21 protein-coding genes, 2 pseudogenes and 1 riboswitch are annotated in these 20,076 nt (G+C 71.3%); of the genes and pseudogenes, 9 read left to right on the plus strand and 14 right to left on the minus strand.

Features of this window, described 5'->3' with window-relative positions:
* The first annotated feature begins 327 nt into the window (after nucleotides 1-327).
* From ACFY93_RS30455 to ACFY93_RS30470, 4 genes are all read left to right on the plus strand, one after another.
* Nucleotides 328-1,137: a polysaccharide deacetylase family protein gene (locus ACFY93_RS30455; protein ID WP_391365092.1), complete on the plus strand. Its 810-nt coding sequence runs from the start codon at nucleotides 328-330 to the stop codon at nucleotides 1,135-1,137.
* The gene (locus tag ACFY93_RS30460) at nucleotides 1,137-2,396 is read left to right on the plus strand and encodes a beta-propeller fold lactonase family protein (protein ID WP_391364971.1); all 1,260 of its coding nucleotides are present in this window, start codon (nucleotides 1,137-1,139) and stop codon (nucleotides 2,394-2,396) included. Before ACFY93_RS30455 ends, ACFY93_RS30460 begins: the two co-directional genes overlap by 1 nt.
* 167 nt (nucleotides 2,397-2,563) lie before the next feature.
* A complete protein-coding gene (locus ACFY93_RS30465) occupies nucleotides 2,564-2,776 on the plus strand; it encodes an EF-hand domain-containing protein (protein WP_391364973.1) in 213 nt (70 codons plus the stop codon).
* A 188-nt stretch (nucleotides 2,777-2,964) separates the two neighbouring features.
* Nucleotides 2,965-3,627, plus strand: a complete 663-nt coding sequence (locus ACFY93_RS30470) for an NAD(P)-binding domain-containing protein (RefSeq protein ID WP_391364975.1) — start codon at nucleotides 2,965-2,967, stop codon at nucleotides 3,625-3,627.
* Nucleotides 3,628-3,651: 24 nt separating this feature from the next.
* Here ACFY93_RS30470 and ACFY93_RS30475 read toward each other — a convergent pair.
* Nucleotides 3,652-3,843: pseudogene (locus ACFY93_RS30475) on the minus strand (MOSC domain-containing protein); the annotation flags it as partial.
* Nucleotides 3,844-4,027: 184 nt separating this feature from the next.
* Between ACFY93_RS30475 and ACFY93_RS30480 the strand changes: the two are divergent.
* Nucleotides 4,028-5,656, plus strand: a complete 1,629-nt coding sequence (locus tag ACFY93_RS30480) for an IS200/IS605 family accessory protein TnpB-related protein (RefSeq protein ID WP_391365094.1) — start codon at nucleotides 4,028-4,030, stop codon at nucleotides 5,654-5,656.
* A gap of 5 nt (nucleotides 5,657-5,661) precedes the next feature.
* Here ACFY93_RS30480 and ACFY93_RS30485 read toward each other — a convergent pair.
* The 13 genes and pseudogenes from ACFY93_RS30485 to gcvT form a co-directional block, all read right to left on the minus strand.
* Nucleotides 5,662-6,015, minus strand: a pseudogene (locus ACFY93_RS30485) (MOSC domain-containing protein); the annotation flags it as partial.
* Nucleotides 6,016-6,025: 10 nt separating this feature from the next.
* Entirely contained in the window at nucleotides 6,026-6,580 is a 555-nt protein-coding gene (locus ACFY93_RS30490; protein WP_391364977.1) for a GH25 family lysozyme, read from the minus strand.
* 185 nt (nucleotides 6,581-6,765) lie between these two features.
* Nucleotides 6,766-7,116 (minus strand): metalloregulator ArsR/SmtB family transcription factor, encoded by a 351-nt coding sequence (locus tag ACFY93_RS30495; RefSeq protein WP_391364979.1) that lies wholly within the window; start codon nucleotides 7,114-7,116, stop codon nucleotides 6,766-6,768.
* Nucleotides 7,117-7,319: 203 nt separating this feature from the next.
* Entirely contained in the window at nucleotides 7,320-7,733 is a 414-nt protein-coding gene (locus ACFY93_RS30500; protein WP_391364981.1) for an STAS domain-containing protein, read from the minus strand.
* Between the two features lie 35 nt (nucleotides 7,734-7,768).
* Nucleotides 7,769-8,194, minus strand: a complete 426-nt coding sequence (locus tag ACFY93_RS30505; RefSeq protein ID WP_391364983.1) for an ATP-binding protein — start codon at nucleotides 8,192-8,194, stop codon at nucleotides 7,769-7,771.
* Nucleotides 8,194-8,385 carry a hypothetical protein gene (locus ACFY93_RS30510; RefSeq protein ID WP_391364985.1) on the minus strand — a complete coding sequence of 64 codons (192 nt, stop codon included), beginning with the start codon at nucleotides 8,383-8,385 and terminating at the stop codon, nucleotides 8,194-8,196. The genes ACFY93_RS30505 and ACFY93_RS30510 overlap by 1 nt, the downstream gene beginning before the upstream one ends.
* Nucleotides 8,382-10,115 (minus strand): SulP family inorganic anion transporter, encoded by a 1,734-nt coding sequence (locus ACFY93_RS30515; protein WP_391364987.1) that lies wholly within the window; start codon nucleotides 10,113-10,115, stop codon nucleotides 8,382-8,384. Before ACFY93_RS30515 ends, ACFY93_RS30510 begins: the two co-directional genes overlap by 4 nt.
* Nucleotides 10,112-10,453, minus strand: coding sequence for a metalloregulator ArsR/SmtB family transcription factor (locus ACFY93_RS30520; RefSeq protein ID WP_391364990.1), 342 nt, complete (start codon nucleotides 10,451-10,453; stop codon nucleotides 10,112-10,114). Before ACFY93_RS30520 ends, ACFY93_RS30515 begins: the two co-directional genes overlap by 4 nt.
* A 216-nt stretch (nucleotides 10,454-10,669) precedes the next feature.
* Nucleotides 10,670-11,029, minus strand: coding sequence for a zinc ribbon domain-containing protein YjdM (locus ACFY93_RS30525; protein ID WP_391364992.1), 360 nt, complete (start codon nucleotides 11,027-11,029; stop codon nucleotides 10,670-10,672).
* Between the two features lie 115 nt (nucleotides 11,030-11,144).
* Entirely contained in the window at nucleotides 11,145-12,512 is a 1,368-nt protein-coding gene (locus tag ACFY93_RS30530) for an L-serine ammonia-lyase (RefSeq protein ID WP_391364994.1), read from the minus strand.
* 281 nt (nucleotides 12,513-12,793) lie between these two features.
* Complete coding sequence (glyA, locus tag ACFY93_RS30535; RefSeq protein ID WP_391364996.1) at nucleotides 12,794-14,056, minus strand: serine hydroxymethyltransferase; 1,263 nt, start codon at nucleotides 14,054-14,056, stop codon at nucleotides 12,794-12,796.
* A 27-nt stretch (nucleotides 14,057-14,083) separates the two neighbouring features.
* Nucleotides 14,084-14,461 carry a glycine cleavage system protein GcvH gene (gene gcvH / locus ACFY93_RS30540; protein WP_391364998.1) on the minus strand — a complete coding sequence of 126 codons (378 nt, stop codon included), beginning with the start codon at nucleotides 14,459-14,461 and terminating at the stop codon, nucleotides 14,084-14,086.
* Nucleotides 14,462-14,630: 169 nt separating this feature from the next.
* Nucleotides 14,631-15,779 (minus strand): glycine cleavage system aminomethyltransferase GcvT, encoded by a 1,149-nt coding sequence (gcvT, locus tag ACFY93_RS30545; RefSeq protein ID WP_391365000.1) that lies wholly within the window; start codon nucleotides 15,777-15,779, stop codon nucleotides 14,631-14,633.
* Nucleotides 15,780-15,938: 159 nt separating this feature from the next.
* A riboswitch (glycine riboswitch) is annotated at nucleotides 15,939-16,044 on the minus strand.
* 156 nt (nucleotides 16,045-16,200) lie between these two features.
* On the opposite strand from gcvT, the gene ACFY93_RS30550 reads away from it, so the two are divergent.
* From ACFY93_RS30550 to ACFY93_RS30565, 4 genes are all read left to right on the plus strand, one after another.
* Nucleotides 16,201-16,905, plus strand: a complete 705-nt coding sequence (locus ACFY93_RS30550; RefSeq protein ID WP_391365096.1) for an AAA family ATPase — start codon at nucleotides 16,201-16,203, stop codon at nucleotides 16,903-16,905.
* 50 nt (nucleotides 16,906-16,955) lie between these two features.
* On the plus strand, nucleotides 16,956-17,723 hold the full coding sequence (locus ACFY93_RS30555) for an enhanced serine sensitivity protein SseB C-terminal domain-containing protein (RefSeq protein ID WP_391365002.1): 768 nt from the start codon (nucleotides 16,956-16,958) through the stop codon (nucleotides 17,721-17,723).
* A gap of 202 nt (nucleotides 17,724-17,925) precedes the next feature.
* Entirely contained in the window at nucleotides 17,926-18,723 is a 798-nt protein-coding gene (locus ACFY93_RS30560; RefSeq protein ID WP_391365004.1) for an enhanced serine sensitivity protein SseB C-terminal domain-containing protein, read from the plus strand.
* A 342-nt stretch (nucleotides 18,724-19,065) separates the two neighbouring features.
* Nucleotides 19,066-20,073 carry an ABC transporter permease subunit gene (locus tag ACFY93_RS30565; RefSeq protein ID WP_391365006.1) on the plus strand — a complete coding sequence of 336 codons (1,008 nt, stop codon included), beginning with the start codon at nucleotides 19,066-19,068 and terminating at the stop codon, nucleotides 20,071-20,073.
* Nucleotides 20,074-20,076 lie beyond the last annotated feature (3 nt).

The raw sequence follows: 20,076 nt of genomic DNA on the forward strand, positions 1-20,076 counted from the left end.
TGGGTGGAAGTCGCGTGTTCGACTATCGCAGACGTGAGCGGATGATCCAAAAACACTGGCTTTCTTCCCGGTGTACGGTCACCGCTCCCTCCGCGACGCGCCCGCCCCCACCCCTGCGCCTCCGTGTCCTCCGGTGACGGTCGTCCGGCGCCGGCCCGCTTCCCTCGCGACCCGCGCGTCCGCTCAAGGCGGGCAATCAGCACTTTCATGTGCAAGTAGGACTTAAATGGGCGGGTGATCGAGCCGGCCCCCCGTACCCAGCCCTCCAGCGACGCGCCCCCCGCCCGTGCGGCACCGGCCCAGGTCCGCGGGCCCGCCCGGCGCTCGGTGCTGCGGGCCGGGGCCGGGCTCGCCGTCACCGGTGTGCCCGGCGCCGCGGCGGCGTGCGCGTGCGCCGGGTGCGGCGCGGGCGGGGCCGCCGCCGGACACCGGGCGGCGGTGGCGCGGGACACGGCACGGACCGCACCCGCGTCCGCCGCCGCGCCCACCGCGGCGCACGCGCCCCGCGCCGCACCCGCGCCCCGCCGCTTCCCCGGGCAGCCCGGCCAGATCGGCCACGGCCCCCGCGACCGCGCCCGCGTCGCCCTCACCTTCCACGGACAGGGCGACCCCGCCGTCGCCCGGGCGCTGCTCGGCACGGCCGAGCGGCACGGCGCCCGCGTCACCGTGCTCGCCGTCGGCGGCTGGCTGGACGAGCACCCGGAGCTGGCCCGGCGGATCGTCGACGCCGGTCACGACCTCGGCAACCACACCCAGCGCCACCTGGACGTCAACGCCATGTCCGAGGCGGAGGCGGACGCGGAGATCCGGGGCTGCGCCGAGCGGTTGCGGCGGCTGACGGGATCCATCGGCACCTGGTTCCGGCCCTCCCGCGCCGTACGGGCCTCACCGCTCGTCGAACGGCTGGCCCACCGCGCGGGCTACCCGCACGTGCTCTCGTACGACGTCGACTCGCTCGACTTCACCTCGCCGGGCGCCCCGGCGATCACTCGCAAGGTCATCGGCGAGATCCGCGACGGGTCGGTCGTGAGCCTGCACTTCGGGTACGCGGACACGGTCACCGCGCTGCCCGCCGTCCTGGAAGCACTCGACCGCCGCGGTCTGCGCGCGGTGACCACCACGGAGCTGCTGAGCTGATGCACGGATACGCCCCCACGCACCCGGACCACGCCGAGCCCACCACGTACCCGAAGCGCCCCGGTCACCGCCGGCGCGTCCCCCTCGCCGGTGCCGCCCTGGCAGCCCTCGCCCTCCTCGCGGGCTGCGCCGGGGGCGAGGATCACGCGCACAAGGCCCCGGGCACCCAGGGCGCGGTGGCGCCCGCCGACCCGGCGAAGTCGGCCGGACCCGGGAAGGCGGTGGCCGCGGGACTGCCCGGGATGCCGCCCCTCCTCGACCCGAAGGATGTCTACGCCGCCGACCGACCGAACCGGCTCTCCCCGGTGGTCAAAGATTTCCCCTCCCGCGTCTACGTCCCCAACACCAACTCGGACACCGTCTCGGTCATCGACCCCAGGACGTACAAGGTGATCGAGACGATCCCGGTCGGCGCCCAGCCGCAGCACGTCGTGCCGTCCTGGGACCTGAAGACGCTGTGGGTCAACAACGACAAGGGCAACAGCCTCACGCCCATCGACCCGAGGACCGGGAAGGCCGGCAAGCCGGTCGACGTCCACGACCCGTACAACCTCTACTTCACGCCCGACGGCAAGTACGCGATCGTCATGGCCTCCCTCGACCGCGAGCTGGTCTTCCGCGACGCCCACACCATGAAGCGGGTGAAGACCGAGCCGGTCGCCTGTTACGGCGTCAACCACGCCGACTTCTCGCCCGACGGCCGCTACTTCATCGTCTCCTGCGAGTTCAGCGGGGAACTGCTGAAGGTCGATACCGCGAGGATGAAGGTCGTCGGCCGGCAGAAGCTGCCCTTCCAGGGGGCCATGCCGCAGGACGTGAAGATCGCCCCGGACGGCAGCAGGTTCTACATCGCCGACATGGTGGCGAACGGGGTGTGGGTGCTGGACGGCGACACGTTCACCGCGCCCTCGTTCCTGCCCACCGGAAAGGGCTGCCACGGTCTGTACGTCAGCCGGGACTCGCGCGAGATGTACATCTCCAACCGCGGCGAGGGCACCGTCTCCGTCTTCGACTTCGCCCGGAACGAGCTGACCGAGAAGTGGCGCCTGCCCCACGGCGGCAGCCCGGACATGGGCGGCGTCTCCGCCGACGGCAAGGTCCTGTGGCTCTCCGGGCGCTACGACTCCGAGGTGTACGCCATCGACACCCGCACCGGCGAACAGCTCGCCCGGATCCCCGTGGGCAGCGGCCCGCACGGCCTTGCGGTCTACCCCCAGCCGGGCCGCTACTCCCTGGGCCACACCGGAATCTTCCGCTGAGCCGCCCCTCGCCACCGCCCTACCCGGCGAACAGCGCCTCCGCCCCCACCGGGGGCACGGCCTCGCAGAGGTGGTCGCCGCGCCGCACCCGCGCCCGGCCCGTTAATCTGACCTCCGTCAGCAAGGCCGGAGGGCCTGGCATCAAGCACCAAGAAGGGGCGGAACCGGTGGCGGACATCGAGGAAGCACGCAAGGCGTTCGAGCGGATCGACGCGGACGGCGACGGGTTCATCACCCCCGCCGAGTTCAAGTCCGCTCTCGCTCAGGGCGGGGACTGGAACGTCACCGAATCGGTGGCGGAGTCCCTGATCGCCGCCCGCGACCTCAACGGGGACAAGCTCCTGTCGTTCGACGAGTTCTGGGCCCACCTGAACAAGTAGTGAGCCGCACGGCCCCCCGGGGCGCCCGCCGAAGTCCGGCGGGCGCCCTTTCGCGTGGAGCGCTCCGGTCCGGCGCCTGTCCGCCATCGGGGACGCGACCGGAATAGCCCGCGACGACCGTCGGTTGGTGACCTCCGTCAGAGCGGTCGCAGCGACCGGATCGACCGGCGTGGAAGGGCAGGAATGTCATGAAGATCGGCATCATCGGCGCGGGCAACATCGGCGGGAACCTCACCCGGCGGCTCACCGCCCTCGGACACGACGTCTCCGTCGCCAACTCCCGCGGACCCCACACCCTCACCGCGCTCGCCGAGGAGACCGGGGCGACCCCGGTGACGGCCGAGGAGGCGGCGCGCGGGGCGCGGCTCGTCGTGGTCACCGTCCCGCTGAAGGCCGTACCCGGCCTTCCGGCCGGATTCCTCGACGGGGCGGCCGAGGACGTCACGGTCCTCGACACCGGCAACTACTACCCGCAACAGCGGGACGGCAGGATCGACGCGATCGAGGACGAAGGGCTGACGGAGAGCCGCTGGACGGCCCGGCAGATCGGCCACACCGTCGTCAAGGCGTTCAACGGCACGTACGCCCAGGACATCCTCGAGCGGCCCCGGCCGGCGGGCGACCCGGACCGCATGGCCCTCCCGGTGGCCGGTGACGACGAGGCCGGGAAGCGGCTCGTCCGCGACCTCATCGACGAACTCGGCTTCGACACGGTCGACGCCGGAGGGCTGGACGACTCCTGGCGCCAGCAGCCCGACACCCCGGTGTACGGACTGCGGGCGGGCGTCGAGGCGGTCACCAAGGCGCTGGCGGAGGCGTCACCGGAGCGCCCGGCGGCGTTCAGGGGGTGAGGCGTGAGGGGCTCGCCGCCGGCCTCAGACCGTCTCCAGCGGCCGGTGCGGTCCGGTGGGCAGCTCCGTCACGACCGGGTCTCCCGGCCGCACCACGCCGCCGGTGCGGACGACGCTCATCACCCCGGACTTGAGGACGGCCGCGCCGCTCTCGTCCCGCCCGACCACCTGCTTGAGCAGGCCCTGCCGGTAGGTGTCGATCTGGGCGCAGGGGTTGTGAGCTGGTGCCGGGTGACGGCACACGAGTGAGCATTGGTGCGCATGAGTGAGGTCCGGCTGCTTGTGGAGGGGCCTCGCATCGGGGAACTGAGGTTCTTGTCTCGAATGGGTGACCTTTCCCGGTGGTGGTCGTTGGGTGTGATGGCGGTGTCTTCGGGCCGTGGAGGGGCGGGTGGTCGCGGTGGGTGGGCTGCGGGACGTGGCGGCGCCGTTCGTGGCTCCGGGGCCGTCCGGCGTGGCGGTGCGTGACCGCCTCAAGCACCTCACACCCGAGGACGAGAAGGTGCTCAGGCGGGTGGGCGCGCACCTCGGCTCGCTCGCGTCGAAGGACCTCAAGGCCCGCTGCGGTGACGGACTTGGACACTCCGCTGACACCTGGGCGGCGCGGAAGCGGGAGCTGACAGCCGAGTCGTCTTCGCGGTGGGCGGGAAGTATCACCAAGGCCACGCACGACCAGTGGGCACTGGCCCGGCGTGGGCAGACCGCGCACCTTCAGTCTCTCGAAGCCGGCGTCAGGACGATCCGGCACCGTCTGTCGCTCCCGGTCGGCGACAAGGGTGGCAAGCGCACTCCGGGCGGCTACCGTTCCGCCCACGAATGGTTCAACAAGACGCGCCGCCTTCATGTCCTCGAAGACCGGCTCGACACGGTCCGCGCCGACCGTGAGAGCGGTGTCGTACACGTGGTGCGGGGCGGCAAATGTCTGCTGGGCACCCGCCACACCCTCGGCAACGCGCAACTCACCGAGGCTGAATGGCGTGAACGCTGGGAAGCCGGGCGCTGGTTCCTCCAGGCCGACGGGGAGTCCGGGAAACGCTTCGGGAACGAGACGATCCGCATCTCACCCGGGGGCGAGGTCAGTATCAAACTGCCCGCTCCGCTCACCGACCTGGCCAATGCCGGGCACGGCCGGTACGTACTCTCCGCGAAGGTACGCTTCCCGCACCGCGGCGAAGAATGGGCCGACCGCGCGCAAGCCAACCGGGCCGTCGCCTACCGCATCCACTACGACGTGCGGCGTGGACGCTGGTACGTGACCGCCTCCTGGCAGATCCCGCCGACGAAGACCGTCTCACTCCAGGCAGCGCTCGCCCACGGCGTGATCGGCGTGGACACCAACGCTGATCACCTGGCTGCGTGGCGCCTCGATGCCCATGGGAACCCGATCGGGCAGCCCCGCCGGTTCTTCTACGACCTGTCGGGCAGCGCAGACCATCGTGACGCCCAAGTGCGGCACGCCCTGTCGCGCCTGCTGAACTGGGCGAAGTCCTGTGGCGTCACGGCAATCGCCGTCGAGGACCTCGACTTCACGGCGGAGAAGACCCGCGAGAAACACGGCCACCGACGCCGCTTCAGACGGCTCATCTCCGGCATGCCCACCGGCAAGCTGCGCGCCCGGCTGACCTCGATGGCCGATCAGACCGGCATCAGCATCATCGCCGTCGATCCGGCGTACACCTCGAAATGGGGCGCCCAGCACTGGCAGAAGCCGATGACCGCACCCCGACGTAAGACGACCCGTCACGATGCCGCGAGCATCGCGATCGGGCGACGCGCCCAAGGGCATCCGATCCGGCGACGGACAGCACCGCCCCGTGCACACCAGAGCGATGTGCACGGGCATCGGACCGTCCAGGCCCGACCGGGCACCCTCGGGCGCGAGGAACCCCGCCCCCGCATTCCCGGACCACGGACACGATCCATGCAGCCGGACGCGGCGAGAACGCGGGCGACCAGGACATCCAAAACCGTTCGGAATGTCCGCAGTGGCCAGGAATGGGTCCAAGACTCACTCCTGCTCACTGACTAGGAACGGTTGCGCAGCCCGGTGATCTCGACGACGGCCTCGTCGCCGAGGCGCAGCAGTGTGCCGGTGGGCAGCCCCAGCAGGTCGACGCCCCGGGTGGTGACGTTCTCCCCGAGGCCGCCGGGCGTGACCGTGAACCCGGCTCGGGCCACCTCGGCGAACAGCTCCTCGTGGAGGAGGTGCACCTGCCGCAGATTGGGCTGCGACGGATCGCGGCGCATCCGGAACCGGTGCTTCACCGTCTCGCCCGCGTGGACGTCCCCCTCCACGCCCAGTCCGGCGAGCAGCGTGATGCTCTCGCGGTTCGGCTTGGTGAAGGAGTACGCGCCGTTGCTGCTGACCGCGGTGACTGTCCCGTCCATGCCACGAAGCCTACGGCGTCGCCCAGTCCCGCAGGTCGGCGCGGCTGTCGAACTTCGCGACGTTCTTGTCGTGCGGGCTGCTGCTGTACTGGTGGAAGCGCCACTTGGCCTTGATGCGGGGCTTGCCCGCGGTCACGTAGTCGGCGATCCAGAGGCCGTCACCCGCGTACGAGGTGGTGTCGATGTTGAGCCAGAAGTTGCGGTTGCAGTAGAGGATCACCCGGTGGTGCGGGCGGAGCTCCTTGACCTTGCGGATGAAGCGGTCCTTCTCGCTGTTGCTCGCGTGGGTGCCGTCGCCAGTGGTCTCCCAGTCGACGGCGAGGATGTCGCCCGACTTCTCGGGGGCCTTGCTCACGAAGTACTCGGCCTGGGCGGTGATGTGGCCCGGCCACAGGAAGTGATAGAAGCCGACCACGCAGTCGCCGTCGCGCGCCGTCTTGGTCTGGGCGCCGAGCTTCGAGTTGACGTACGAGCGGCCCTCCGTCGCCTTGATGAAGACGAAGGACAGACCGTCCGTGTCGAAGGACGAGGACTGGTAGGAACTGACGTCGATGCCGCGCAGCATGGGGGTACCTCCGTGCGGTGGGGGAGGAGGGCCGAAGCCTGGGGAGAGGCCGTCGATGACTCACCGACTACCATGCCTTTTCCCCTGCGTGGCCCCTCCCACCCCCACTCGTACGGGTGACCGACCGGCGCGCCGCCGCACTCAGCACCCGATGACGTTCACCGCCGGACCGCCGCGGGCCGTCGTTACGACGGCGGTTTCGACTGCGTCTGGGCGGCCCGCAGATCGGCGAGCAGTTCCGCCTGCCCGGCCAGCACGCCGGACAGGATGGTGCGGGCGACCCCGAGCAGTTCGGCGATGTGCGGACTGGTCAGCGAGTAGTACACGGTGGAGCCCTCCTTGCGGGTGACCACCAGGTTGGCCCGGCGCAGCACGGCGAGCTGCTGGGACAGATGGGCCGGCTCGATGCCCACCTCGGGCAGCATCTCGGCGACCGCGTGCTCGCGCTCGCTCAGCAGCTCCAGGACCCGGATGCGCGCGGGATGACCGATCGTCTTGAAGAACTCGGCCTTCAGCTGGTACAGCGGCGTACTCATCGTGCCGTCCCCTCCCCGGCGGAGCGGCACGGCCGTAGCGGCCGGTCCCCGGTGCATCGCATCCACCCACTCGTCACACACATGCGGCCCATCCTCGCCTGCCGCGACGGCCACGCCGAATCCTCGCACGAGAGCCGGACCGTCCGGGATCAGCGGTGATGGCCTCGACAATGCGTCTTCGCCCCCGGCCGAACCCGGCGGGGTCACTCTCCCGCGACGTCTCCGCTCGGCCACCCTGCCGTCCGCCACTCGGTGCGGCCCTCCGGCGGCTCACCGTGCGGTGTGCGGTGTGCCGCGAGCGCGCCGGCCAGGGCGGCGTGCACGGGGATGTGCGGACAGTCCCCGCCGGGGACGAGGGAGCCGTCTGCCGGGATCGCGGCCAGCTCCAGGCCGCGGCCTGCTTCCGCCAGACGGCGCGCGGCCTCGATGATGGCCAACTGTCCTTCGGCCGACCAGCTGCGCAGTGCGGTCAGGTCGACGATGACCGGTCCGCTCCCGCGTCCCACCACCCAGCCGACGGCACCCGCGAAGCGGTGCACGGCGTCCAGGCCGAGGTATCCGGAGACGGACAGGACGCCGAGGTCCTGCTCGACGGTGTAGCGCCACTCGATGGTCATGGTCGTCAACTTCCTTGCGCGGTCCGCCTGTCGGGTCACAGGGGGAGGGTGATCCAGATGCTCTTGCCCTCGCCGTCGGCGTCGCTGCGGACGACGGCGGTGCCGCCCAGGCCGAGGGTGAGCTCCATGACGGTGGCCAGGCCGCCCGTCCCGGTGCCGATGACCGACGCGTGCAGGGCCGGCTGGTAGGGGTGGCGGTCATGGACCGCGAAGGCCAGACAGTCCTCGCCCGCCGCGTAGATCACGGTCACCTGCGGAGAGGTCACGGCGGCATGCCGGACGCTGTTGGTGACGAGCTCGCCGAGGATCAGCAGGGCCGGGCCGACGGTGGGATGGTGCGGGTTGATGCCCCACTCGGCCAGGGCCTGTTCGGCGGTCTCCCGGGCCGTTCGTACCGCGGCGGGCATCGTGGGCAGCGTCAGCACATGCCGGTGGGGCAGGGCTTCGAGCCGGGTGCTCATCACGCCTCCGCGCGGGCGGGACGGAATCCGCTCACGGTCCTGGAACGCGGGCGCGGCAGTCGGCCGGGCCGGACGACCGTGAGGTCCCGCCGCGGGCACACCAGGCGTCTCATCGCGCCGGCCTCCAGCAGCCACAGGGCCTCCGCGCCGGAGACCTCGATGATGAGCGGGGATGCGGGTGGAGTGCTCATCCGACGGTTTCCTCTGTTTCGCCGCTGACGGACCGGGACGTCCGGGCGGGGAGAGCCGGCAGGACACCGGCGCCCTCCAGGTGGATGCGGGCGCCCTGGATCGCCTCGGGCGTGGTGGCGTACTCGCGCCCTTCCAGGCACAGGAGTTCCAGCGCGCCCACCGAGTCCAGGACCTGCCGCTGGCCGGCACGTATCCCGGAGGCCATGACGACGATGCCGCGCCGGTTGAGCTTCTCGACCACGTCCTTGAGAACCAGGGCGCCGGTGGCGTCGATGGTCGTCACCCGGGACATGCGCAGGATGACGACGCGGACTTCGGCCACCTCGGCCAGCTCCAGCAGGAAGCGGTGGGCGGCGGCGAAGAACAGCGGCCCGTCGATGCGGTAGGCGACGATGTGCTCGGCGAGCAGCGCGTGCTCCTCGGCGCTGTGGTCGCCCCGGTCGAGCGGGACCTGGTCCAGGCGGGCCTGCCCGGCCACCGCGCGCAGCGCCAGGGCACCCGCGACCACCAGGCCGATGATCACGGCATAGACGAGATCGAGGGCGAGGGTCGCAACGGCGGTCAGCACGAGTATCAGCGCGTCGGAGCGGGTCGCCCTCGCCATCGCCCGCAGCGAGCCGACCTCGACCATACGGACCGCGGTGGCCAGCAGCACGCCGGCGAGCGCGGCCAGCGGGATCTTCGAGACGAGCGGCGCGGCGGCGAAGACGATGACGGCCAGGACCACGGCGTGGGAGAGCGCCGCCAGCCGGGACCCGGCGCCGGTACGGACGTTGACCGCGGTGCGCGCGATGGCGCCGGTCGCGGGCACCCCGCCGAACAGCGGCGCCGCGATGTTGGCCAGCCCCTGCCCGAACAGCTCGCGGTCCGGGTCGTGGATCTGGCCCACCGTCATGCCGTCGGCCACCGAGGCCGACAGCAGGGACTCCAGGGCGGCCAGCGCCGCCACCGCGATCGCCGGGGCGAGCAGCGAGCCGAGCGTGCCCGGGTCGAGGAAGCCGAGCGACGGCGCGGGCAGGCCGGACGGCAGGGCGCCGATCGGCTTCGCCGCGTCCAGCCCCGCGGCCTGCGCCACGACGGTCGCGCCGGTCACCGCGACGATGGAGAAGGGGATCGTGGGCCGCCACCTGGCGCCGATCAGCATGACGGCGGCGACCGCCAGGGCGAAGGCGGCGGCGGTCCAGTTCGGGTTCTTCGCGAACTCCTCCAGCGCCCGCCAGGTGACGATCAGCACGCGGTCGCCGTCCGGCTTGGGCACCCCGAGCGCGTTCGGGACCTGCTGCAGTCCGATCACGCAGGCGATGCCGAGCGTGAAGCCCTCCACCACCGGCGCGGGCACGTACTGCATGTACGTGCCCGCCCTCAGCAGGGCAAGCGCGACGAGCAGCACACCCGCCATCAGCCCCACCGTGAGCACCCCGGACGGCCCGTGCTCGGCGACGATCGGCACCAGCACCACGGTCATCGCGCCCGTCGGGCCGGACACCTGCAGATTCGAACCGCCGAAGACCGCGGCGAGCGCGCCGGCCACGACGGCGGTGGCCAGCCCGGCCTCGGCGCCGAGCCCGGAGGAGACGCCGAAACCGAGTGCGAGCGGTAGCGCGACGACCGCCACCGTGAGGCCGGCCAGCAGGTCCCGGCGCGGGTCGCGACGTGCTTCCAGCAGATCGGTACCGCTGGGCAGCAATGCGATGAGCCGGGCCCTCACTCGGCCGAGCGGGATTCTCATCGCGCGGTGACCTCGGCATCCCGCAGCTCGGCCAGCAGCTCGTTCCGCCCGGCCAGCATCTCGGTGAGGATGCGGCGCGCGGCCCGCATGAGGTCGGCGACGTCCCCACTGGCGAGTGCGTAGACCACCGTCGAGCCCTCGCGCCGGGAAGTGACGATGCCCGACCGGCGCAGCACCGCGAGCTGCTGCGACAGGCCGGAGGGCTCCACCTCGATGGCGGCCAGAAGATCTCGTACCGGCATCGGTCCGTCCTGCAGCAGCTCCAGCACCCGTATCCGCACGGGATGTCCCAGCATCCGGAAGAACTCGGCCTTGGCCTGATACAGCGGAACCGACACGACCCCTCGACTTCCCACTTCGGACGCCCGCCCCCGGGGGGTGGCAGGTGCTGTGCCCGCGGCTACCTACGGGCACAGCGAACTAAGCATCTAACCAATTGCGAAGTTTTGCAATTCGGCATCCGACGACTGGAAAGAAGATCTCACCCAGGGGCGGGGCGGTGGGCCGGAGGGGAAGCGGGGACCGGTCGGAGGAAGCCGGCCGCCGGTCGTGGGTCAGGCCTTTTTGACCACGCCGGACTTGAGCTGCATCGCTCCGAACCCGTCGACCTTGCAGTCGATGTCGTGGCCGTCGGCCCCGTCGACCAGCCGGATGTTGCGGACCTTGGTCCCGGCCTTGATCCCCGAGGGGCTTCCCTTCACCTTGAGCGTCTTGACGACCGTCACCGTGTCGCCGTCACTCAGCACGTTGCCGACAGCGTCCTTGACGACCCGCTCTCCGGCGGCGTCGGCACTCTGCGCGCTGCTCTCTCCGGGCACCCATTCGTGCCCGCACTCCGGGCACACCGCGAGGGCGTTCATCCCGTAGGTGTACTCACAGGAGCACTTCGGACAGGGAGGAAGATTCTCGGTCATCCGGTCAGCGTAACGTCCTTCGGCCTCTGTCCCGACGCGACCACTTCCCGCCGCCTGAGCAGGGAAGGCCCTGACAGCGCCGAAGAAGGGAACGCGCTGGTCAGGGCCTACTTCCTCAGCACTCGATGATGTTCACCGCGAGCCCGCCCCGGGCGGTCTCCTTGTACTTGACGCTCATGTCGGCGCCGGTCTCCTTCATCGTCTTGATGACCTTGTCGAGGGACACCTTGTGGGAGCCGTCGCCGCGCATGGACATCTTCGCGGCGGTGACGGCCTTCACGGCGGCCATGCCGTTGCGCTCGATGCAGGGGATCTGGACGAGGCCGCCCACCGGGTCGCAGGTGAGGCCCAGGTTGTGCTCCATGCCGATCTCGGCGGCGTTCTCCACCTGCTCGGGGCTGCCGCCGAGGACCTCGGCGAGGGCGCCGGCCGCCATCGAGCAGGCCGAGCCGACCTCTCCCTGGCAGCCGACCTCGGCGCCGGAGATGGACGCGTTCTCCTTGAAGAGCATGCCGATGGCGCCCGCGGCGAGCAGGAACCGGATCACGCCCTCCTCGTCGGCGCCCGGCACGAAGTTGACGTAGTAGTGCAGGACCGCCGGGATGATGCCGGCCGCGCCGTTGGTGGGGGCGGTGACGACCCGGCCGCCCGCCGCGTTCTCCTCGTTCACCGCCATCGCGTAGAGCGTGATCCACTCCATGGCGTGGGCCAGCGGCTCGCCCTCGGCGCGCAGCTGGCGGGCGGAGACGGCGGCGCGGCGGCGGACCTTCAGGCCGCCGGGCAGGATGCCCTCGCGCGACATGCCGCGCGACACGCACGCCTGCATCACCCGCCAGATCTCCAGGAGGCCCTCGCGGATCTCCTCCTCGGTGCGCCAGGCCCGCTCGTTCTCCAGCATCAGCGCGGAGATCGACAGACCCGTCTCCCGGGTCAGGCGCAGCAGCTCGTCGCCCGTGCGGAAGGGGTACTTCAGGACCGTGTCGTCGAGCTTGATCCGGTCGGCGCCCACCGCTTCCTCGTCGACGACGAAACCGCCGCCCACCGAGTAGTAGGTCTTCTCCAGCAGCGTCTCGCCGGCGGCGTCGTACGCGAGGAGCGTCATGCCGTTGGCGTGGTAGGGCAGGGCCTTGCGGCGGTGCAGGATCAGGTCGTCGTCGAAGGAGAAGTCGATCTCGTGGGAGCCGAGGAGGCTGAGGCGGCTGTGGGCGCGGATCGACTCGACGCGCTGGTCGGCCCCCTCGACGTCGACGGTCCGGGGAGACTCGCCCTCCAGGCCGAGCAGCACCGCCTTCGGGGTGCCGTGCCCGTGGCCGGTCGCGCCCAGGGAGCCGTACAGCTCGGCGCGTATGGAGGCGGTCGGGGTCAGCAGGTCCTCGTTGCGCAGCCGGTGGGCGAACATGCGCGCGGCACGCATCGGGCCCACCGTATGGGAGCTGGACGGGCCGATGCCGATCGAGAACAGGTCGAAGACCGAGATGGCCACGGGGTGACTCCTAAGGGTTTCGGCCGACGCCGTTGTCGGCCGGTGGTGCGGAGGGCGGTGCGGGGAACGGGGGTGCGGGGACGGGACCGGGCCGGGGCGGTACACGCCACGGGGCACCACGCTCACCTCCCAGTGTGCGCGGTGCCCCGGATGCCCGGACGGGCGCGCGGCGCGCGGCCCGTGACGGGTGGTACGTACGGAAGGGTACGCGACCGTACCCGTTCGTACGAAATCACGGTGATCGCATGAAATGCGACATGACCGTGACCGCCCGCCCGGAACTACTTCAGGCCGGGGTACAGCGGGTGCTTGTCCGCCAGGGCCGAGACCCGGGCCTTGAGCGCGTCCGCGTCGTACGACGGCTTCAGCGCCTCGGCGATGATGTCCGCGACCTCGGCGAAGTCCTCGGTCCGGAATCCGCGCGTCGCCAGGGCGGGCGTGCCGATGCGCAGCCCGGAGGTGACCATCGGGGGACGCGGGTCGTTCGGGATCGCGTTCCGGTTGACGGTGATGCCGACCTCGTGGAGACGGTCCTCGGCCTGCTGTCCGTCCAGCTCGGAGTTCCGCAGGTCGACCAGGACCAGGTGCACGTCCGTGCCGCCGGACAGCACGTCCACGCCCACGGCCCGCACGTCGTCCCGGACCAGGCGCTCGGCCAGGATGCGGGCGCCGTCCAGTGTGCGCTGCTGGCGCTCGCGGAAGTCGTCGGTGGCGGCGACCTTGAAGGACACGGCCTTCGCGGCGATCACGTGCTCCAGCGGTCCGCCCTGCTGACCGGGGAAGACGGCGGAGTTGATCTTCTTGGCCAGCTCGGCCGTCGAGAGGATCACGCCGCCGCGCGGGCCGCCCAGCGTCTTGTGCGTCGTGGTGGTGACCACGTGGGCGTGCGGCACCGGGTTCGGGTGCAGACCCGCGGCGACCAGGCCGGCGAAGTGGGCCATGTCGACCATCAGGTACGCGCCGACCTCGTCCGCGACGCGGCGGAACGCGGCGAAGTCCAGCTGACGCGGGTACGCCGACCAGCCGGCCACGATCAGCTTCGGCTTCGACTCCTTGGCGAGCTTCTCGACCTCGGCCATGTCGACCTGGCCGGACTTCTCGTCCACGTGGTAGGCGACCACGTTGTACAGCTTGCCGGAGAAGTTGATCTTCATGCCGTGGGTCAGGTGCCCGCCGTGGGCGAGGTTCAGACCCATGATCGTGTCGCCGGGCTTCAGCAGCGCGAACATCGCCGCCGCGTTGGCCTGGGCGCCCGAGTGCGGCTGCACGTTGGCGTGCTCGGCGCCGAACAGCGCCTTCACCCGGTCGATCGCGATCTGCTCGACCACGTCGACGTGCTCGCAGCCGCCGTAGTAGCGGCGGCCGGGGTAGCCCTCGGCGTACTTGTTGGTGAGGACCGAGCCCTGGGCCTCCATGACCGCCACCGGAGCGAAGTTCTCCGAGGCGATCATCTCCAGGGTGGACTGCTGGCGGTGCAGCTCGGCGTCGACGGCGGCGGCGACGTCCGGGTCCAGCTCGTGCAGGGATGTGTTGAGAAGCGACATCAGTCGGAAGTCCTTAGAAGCCGGAGACTAGGAGCCGGAGAACTCGGAGTACTCGTCCGCGGAGAGCAGGTCCTTCGGCTCCTCCGAGACGCGCACCTTGAACAGCCAGCCGCCCTCGAAGGGCGCGGAGTTCACCAGCGACGGGTCGTTGACCACGTCCTCGTTGATCTCGGTGACCTCACCGTCGACCGGTGCGTACAGGTCGCTGACGGACTTGGTCGACTCCAGCTCGCCGCAGGTCTCGCCCGCGGTCACCGTGTCACCGACCTCCGGGAGCTGGGCGTAGACGACGTCACCGAGCGCGTTGGCCGCGAACTCCGTGATGCCGACCGTCGAGACGCCGTCCTCGGCGACCGACACCCACTCGTGCTCCTTGCTGTAGCGCAGCTGCTGGGGGTTGCTCATGGCCTGGATTCTCCTGTACGCGGTGGAGTGATGACGAACGGGGGACTGGTGACAAAGGGGTGAAAGCCGGGGAGTGGGCGCCTTCCGGCATGGCCGGAAACACCTCCCGCGGACCCGTGCGGGCCGATTGCGGCCGCCGGCCCCGGGAGCGGGCCGGGTGCCGCCGGGATCACTTCCGGCGCTTGTAGAAGGGCAGCGCCACGACCTCGTACGGCTCGTGGGTACCCCGGATGTCCACACCGACCCCGGCCGTGCCCGGCGCGGAGTGCGCGGCGTCGACGTACGCCATCGCGATCGGCCGGCCGAGCGTCGGCGACGGCGCTCCGGACGTGACCTCGCCGACCACCGTGCCGCCGATGACGACCTGGTACCCGGCGCGCGGGACGCGGCGGCCCTCGGCCACCAGCCCGACGAGCACCCGCGGAGGGTTCTCCGCGGCCCGCTCGGCGGCCTTCGCGAGCGCCTCGCGGCCCACGAAGTCGCCCTCCTTCTCGAACTTCACGACCCGGCCGAGACCGGCGTCGAACGGGGTGAGCGACGTCGTCAGCTCGTGCCCGTACAGCGGCATGCCGGCCTCCAGGCGCAGCGTGTCGCGGCACGACAGCCCGCAGGGGACCAGGCCGGCCCCGGCGCCCGCCTCGGTCAGCGCCTCCCACAGCCGCACGGCGTCACCGGGCGCGACGAACAGCTCGAAGCCGTCCTCGCCGGTGTAGCCGGTGCGGGCGATCAGGGCGGGGACGCCCGCGACCGTGCCGGGCAGGCCCGCGTAGTACTTCAGGCCGTCCAGGTCGGCGTCGGTCAGCGACTTCAGGATGCCGGGGGACTCGGGCCCCTGGACCGCGATCAGGGAGTACGCGTCGCGGTCGTCGCGCACCTCGGCGTCGAAGCCCTCGGCACGCTCGGTCAGCGCGTCCAGCACCGTCTGCGCGTTCGAGGCGTTGGCGACGACCATGAAGTGAGAGGACCCGGCCTCGGTCTCGGCGAGCCGGTAGACGATCAGGTCGTCGAGGATGCCGCCGTCGGCGCGGCAGATCATGGTGTAGCGGGCGCGGCCGACACCGACCGAGCCGATGTTGCCGACCAGCGCGAAGTTCAGCAGGGCGGCGGCGTCCGGGCCGGTCACGGTGATCTCGCCCATGTGCGACAGGTCGAAGAGACCGGCCCTGGTGCGGACGGCGAGGTGCTCGTCGCGCTCGCTGCCGTACCGCAGCGGCATGTCCCAGCCGGCGAAGTCGGTCATCGTCGCACCCAGCGAACGGTGCAGGGCGTCGAGTGCCGTGCGGCGGGGCACGGGTACAGAGGGATCGGAACTGCTCATCGGTGGGGCTCCCAAGGCATGACGGCAAGGCAGGACGGCGAGGCTGTCCTCCCCATCTGTCATCGGAACCTGAGAGGTTCACCACGACCCGGCGAACCGGTGGTCATGACTTGCACCTTGGGTGGGGCCACCGCTGGGCGGCCCGCTTTTCAGATGTGCCTCGCCCGCGCGGTATCGGGGCCTGAGAGATTCAAGGGAGGGACTTGCTCCTTCGGCGCCCCGGGGGATCACTGACGATCACCGGGAACTCTCCCGCGCGGATTCAAGCGGCCGGTATGCAGTTGGCGCGCACATCATTGCACGCGCCCCCGGTGTCCTGTAACCAGCCTGTGGCAGGACACGGACGGAAACAGGAGGCCAGGCCCATTACCTTTTCTTTACACTCGATGGGGACGGGACTTTGGACCCGAGGGGGAGGACGATCACGGTGAAGAGGACCACGTCGTACGCGACGGCTTCGGGCCTCGCAGTGCCCGAGGCGGCCCGGGGCGCCGCGCTGCCCGAGCGGACCGCCCCCGTCACCCGGGCGTGCGGTCCCCTCCCGACGGCCGTCGTCCGCGACCTCAGGCAGCGCTCCGGGCGCAGCCCGCACGGGCTGTACTTCGGCGCCCACGACATCGTCGCCGTCACCGGGCTCCCCGGCAGCGGCAAGTCGACCCTGATGCGCCGGGCCGTACGAGGCGTCGGCATCGACTCCCAGGACACCCGCGACCGCTGGGACGGCCGCGCCCCGCGGTTCCTCCCGTACGCCGTCTACCGCCCGCTCGTCCGCCTCGCGCACTACGCCGGCCTGCGCCGGGCGCTGCGCCGCGGCACGGCCGTCGTCGTGCACGACTGCGGCACTCAGGCCTGGGTGCGCCGCTGGCTGGCCCGCGAGGCCCGCCGCCGGGGCGGCGCGCTGCACCTGCTCCTCCTCGACGTCACCCCGGACGCCGCACTCCGGGGCCAGCGCGAGCGCGGCCGGGGCGTGACCCGGTACGCGTTCGCACGGCACCGCGGCGCCTGGGCGCGGCTGCTGCGCTCCGTCGAGAAGGGCGACCTGCCGGACGGCTGCGGCTCGGCCGTCCTCATCGACCGGGCGGCGGCGGACGTACTGCGCCGGATCGAGTTCGGCGGCACCCGTTAGGGTTTCCAGCCGCACCAGGCGTACAGCGGTCCCGAGCAGGTGGTAGGCAGATGGACATCCCGGCACAGGCACACCCCCGTCCGCACGGCGGATGGCCCGGCAACGAACTGGAGGAGGTGCTGTCCGCCTCCCTCGGCGTCCCCTCGGCGGGCGCCCGGATCGTGGAGGTCCTCGGCCGCAGCCTCCTCTGGATCCCGCTGCCGGCCGGCGGGGGCCCGCACAGCGGCCCCCTCGACCTTCCCACGATGGAGATCGAGGGCCAGGCGTACGTGCCCGTCTTCAGCTCCGAGGAGCAGTTCCGCGGCGTCGCGGGCAGCCACATGTCGTTCACCGTCGCGCCCGCCGTCGAGTTCGCGCGCGGACTGCCCCCGCAGGTCGGCCTGGCCGTGAACCCGGACGGCGTGGTCGGCGTGCCGCTGCCGCCGCCCGCCGTCGCCGAGCTGTGCCGGGCCGGGCGCACCCCGCTGGACGGGCCCGCGAGCGGCGGCCGGGTCGTCCTGTCCGAACCGGACTGGCAGGACGACCCGGTGGACTTCCTGTCCGCCGCCTCCGCCGAGTTCGAGACCACCGGGACCGTGCTGAGCGCCCGCCGCTGCCTGGCCTCCGTCGAGGGCGCCGACCCCGTGCTGTTCATCGGCGTCGAGCTGTCCTCCTGGGAGGCCGGCGTCCGCACGCTCCCGCTGGACGCCCTCGGCCGGGCGCTGGGCCGCGTCCCGGTCGACCGCCCGGTGAACATGGTCTTCCTCGACGCCGCCCAGGACCCGGTCGGCGACTGGATGCGGGCCCAGGTGCGCCCCTTCTACCAGCGGCAGTACTGACGTGCCGGGGCGGCCGCTTCGGGCACACCCGCCCGGGGCCACACGGACGTGCGACACCGCGCGTCAAGTTGCTGTCAGGATCGACGCTTAAGCTGGTTCCATGTCCTGGTCGAGGTGTTGACGGAAAGTCGATACGGGGTCCGGTGACACCAGGGCATATGGGGTGGGTTCACGTGATTTCTTCTCCGAGGGGCGGTTGAGGGTGAGCGCGTCGGGCACGGCCGCGGCCGGTCAGGTCGAGCACATGCTGCGCCAGGTGACGCCCGGGCGTTACGACGCCTACGAGGCGCTCCTGCGGGCGCTCGCGACCCCGTCGGCGGGCCAGGTCTGGATGCTGCTCTGGCACGGCCAGGCCGGCTCACCCGACGCCCAGTACGGGCACATGGACGTCGAGGGCCTCGGGTACGCCCCCTGCGTCACCTCCGCCCAGGAGCTCTCGGCCAGCGGCTGGAGCCGCTCGTACGAGGTGGTCGACGGCCTCGACGTCGCCCGCACCCTCTACCCCGACCACTACGGCCTCTGGCTGAACCCGCACGCCCCCGGCGGCGGGGTCGGCATCCCCTGGCTGGACCTGCGCCGGATCGCCGAGGGCATGGAGCGCCAGCCCGCGGGCCCGCTCAGGCTCTCCGAACCCGGCATCGAGATCCCGCAGTTCTACGCCCTGCTCACGCAGAACGCGCACCGCACCCCCGCCGTGCGCACGCTGCGCCGCGCCTGGGTGCAGCCCGCGCTCGGCGCGCCGTACCTGGCCATCGGGCTCGACGTGTACGAGACGTCCCCGGCCGCCGTCGACTCCGTGCGGGGGATGATGCAGCAGTCCATCGGCGCCGTCCCGGACGGGCTGCCCGTGTCGACCGTCGCGATGTCCGACGAGTACGACCCGGTGGCGATGTGGCTCCGGGCCCACGCGCGACCCTTCTACGACCGTGAGGCGCACGGCTCCCCGGTGCAGGCCCCGGCGGCCGGCGGTTACGGATACCCGCAGCCGCGGGCCTACTGACCCGGCTCCCGAAGCACCGGCCGCACGCCGGTGACCTGCGCTTCCGCGGGGACAACGACAGCATGTCCGAATCGGGCGCGATGAGCGGTAAAAGGGGCCTAGTGCCTGGTTGGGCACCGATTGCCCGTGTCCGCCCCCCGTTACCCGCCGTCCGGATAACGGAACCCTGCAGACAGCATCACGTTTACGCATCCATTCCCCGTCAAGTCTGGCAACAGATCGCCAACGCGTTGAAGACTCCCGCAACAAGGGGTTGTTCGCCCCTGTGTACGACGGACTGATCACGCCGCTACAGCGGCATGTGTGGGCCGGCTACCGCCGGTTGAGAGGGGTCCCTGCCAGATGACGGCACCACTGCACGAGCCGACCGCGGAAGCGGCTCCGAGCCCGGCCGAGGAAGCGGCGGTCAGCACCGCCGACGCGAAGGCGGTTCAGGGGCGTTCACTCGGCCGGATCGCCTGGGAGCGCCTCAAGCGGGACAAGCTCGCCCTGAGCGGCGGCGTCGTCGTGCTCGTGCTGATCCTGATCGCGATCCTCGCTCCGGTGATCGCGAACCTGATCGGCCAGGACCCCGAGTCGCACCACGAGGAACTGATCGACCCGCTGTTCTCGACGCCCACGGGCTCCCTGGGCGGCATCAGCGGCGACCACCTTTTCGGTGTCGAACCGGTCAGCGGCCGCGACGTGTTCGCCCGCATCATCTACGGTGCCCGGGTCTCGCTCCTGGTCGGCTTCCTGTCCGCCCTGGTCGCCGTCGTCCTCGGTACCGTCCTCGGAATCCTGGCCGGCTTCTTCGGCGGCTGGATCGACGCGCTGATCAGCCGGGTGATGGACGGTCTGCTCGCCTTCCCGCAGCTGCTCTTCATCATCGCGCTGGTGTCCGTCATGCCGAACGAGATGCTGGGCCTCACCGGCACCGGCGTCCGTCTGTTCGTGATGATCCTGGTGATCGGCTTCTTCGGTTGGCCCTATGTCGGCCGCGTGGTCCGCGGCCAGACTCTCTCGCTGCGCGAGCGCGAGTACGTGGAGGCGGCGCGCAGCCTGGGCGCCGGGCGGTTCTACATCCTGTTCAAGGAACTGCTGCCCAACCTGATCGCGCCCATCATCGTGTACGCGACGATGATGATCCCCACGAACATCCTCACCGAGGCCGCGCTCAGCTTCCTGGGCGTGGGCGTCAAGCCCCCCACGGCGTCCTGGGGCCAGATGCTGTCCTCGGCGATCGACTACTACTCCTCGGACCCCATGTACATGGTGATCCCGGGTGTGGCGATCTTCGTCACCGTGCTCGCCTTCAATCTCTTCGGTGACGGCGTGCGTGACGCGCTGGACCCGAAGGCTTCCCGCTGAACT

The organism is Streptomyces sp. NPDC008313, from assembly GCF_042956125.1.
Taxonomy (GTDB): Bacteria; Actinomycetota; Actinomycetes; order Streptomycetales; family Streptomycetaceae; genus Streptomyces.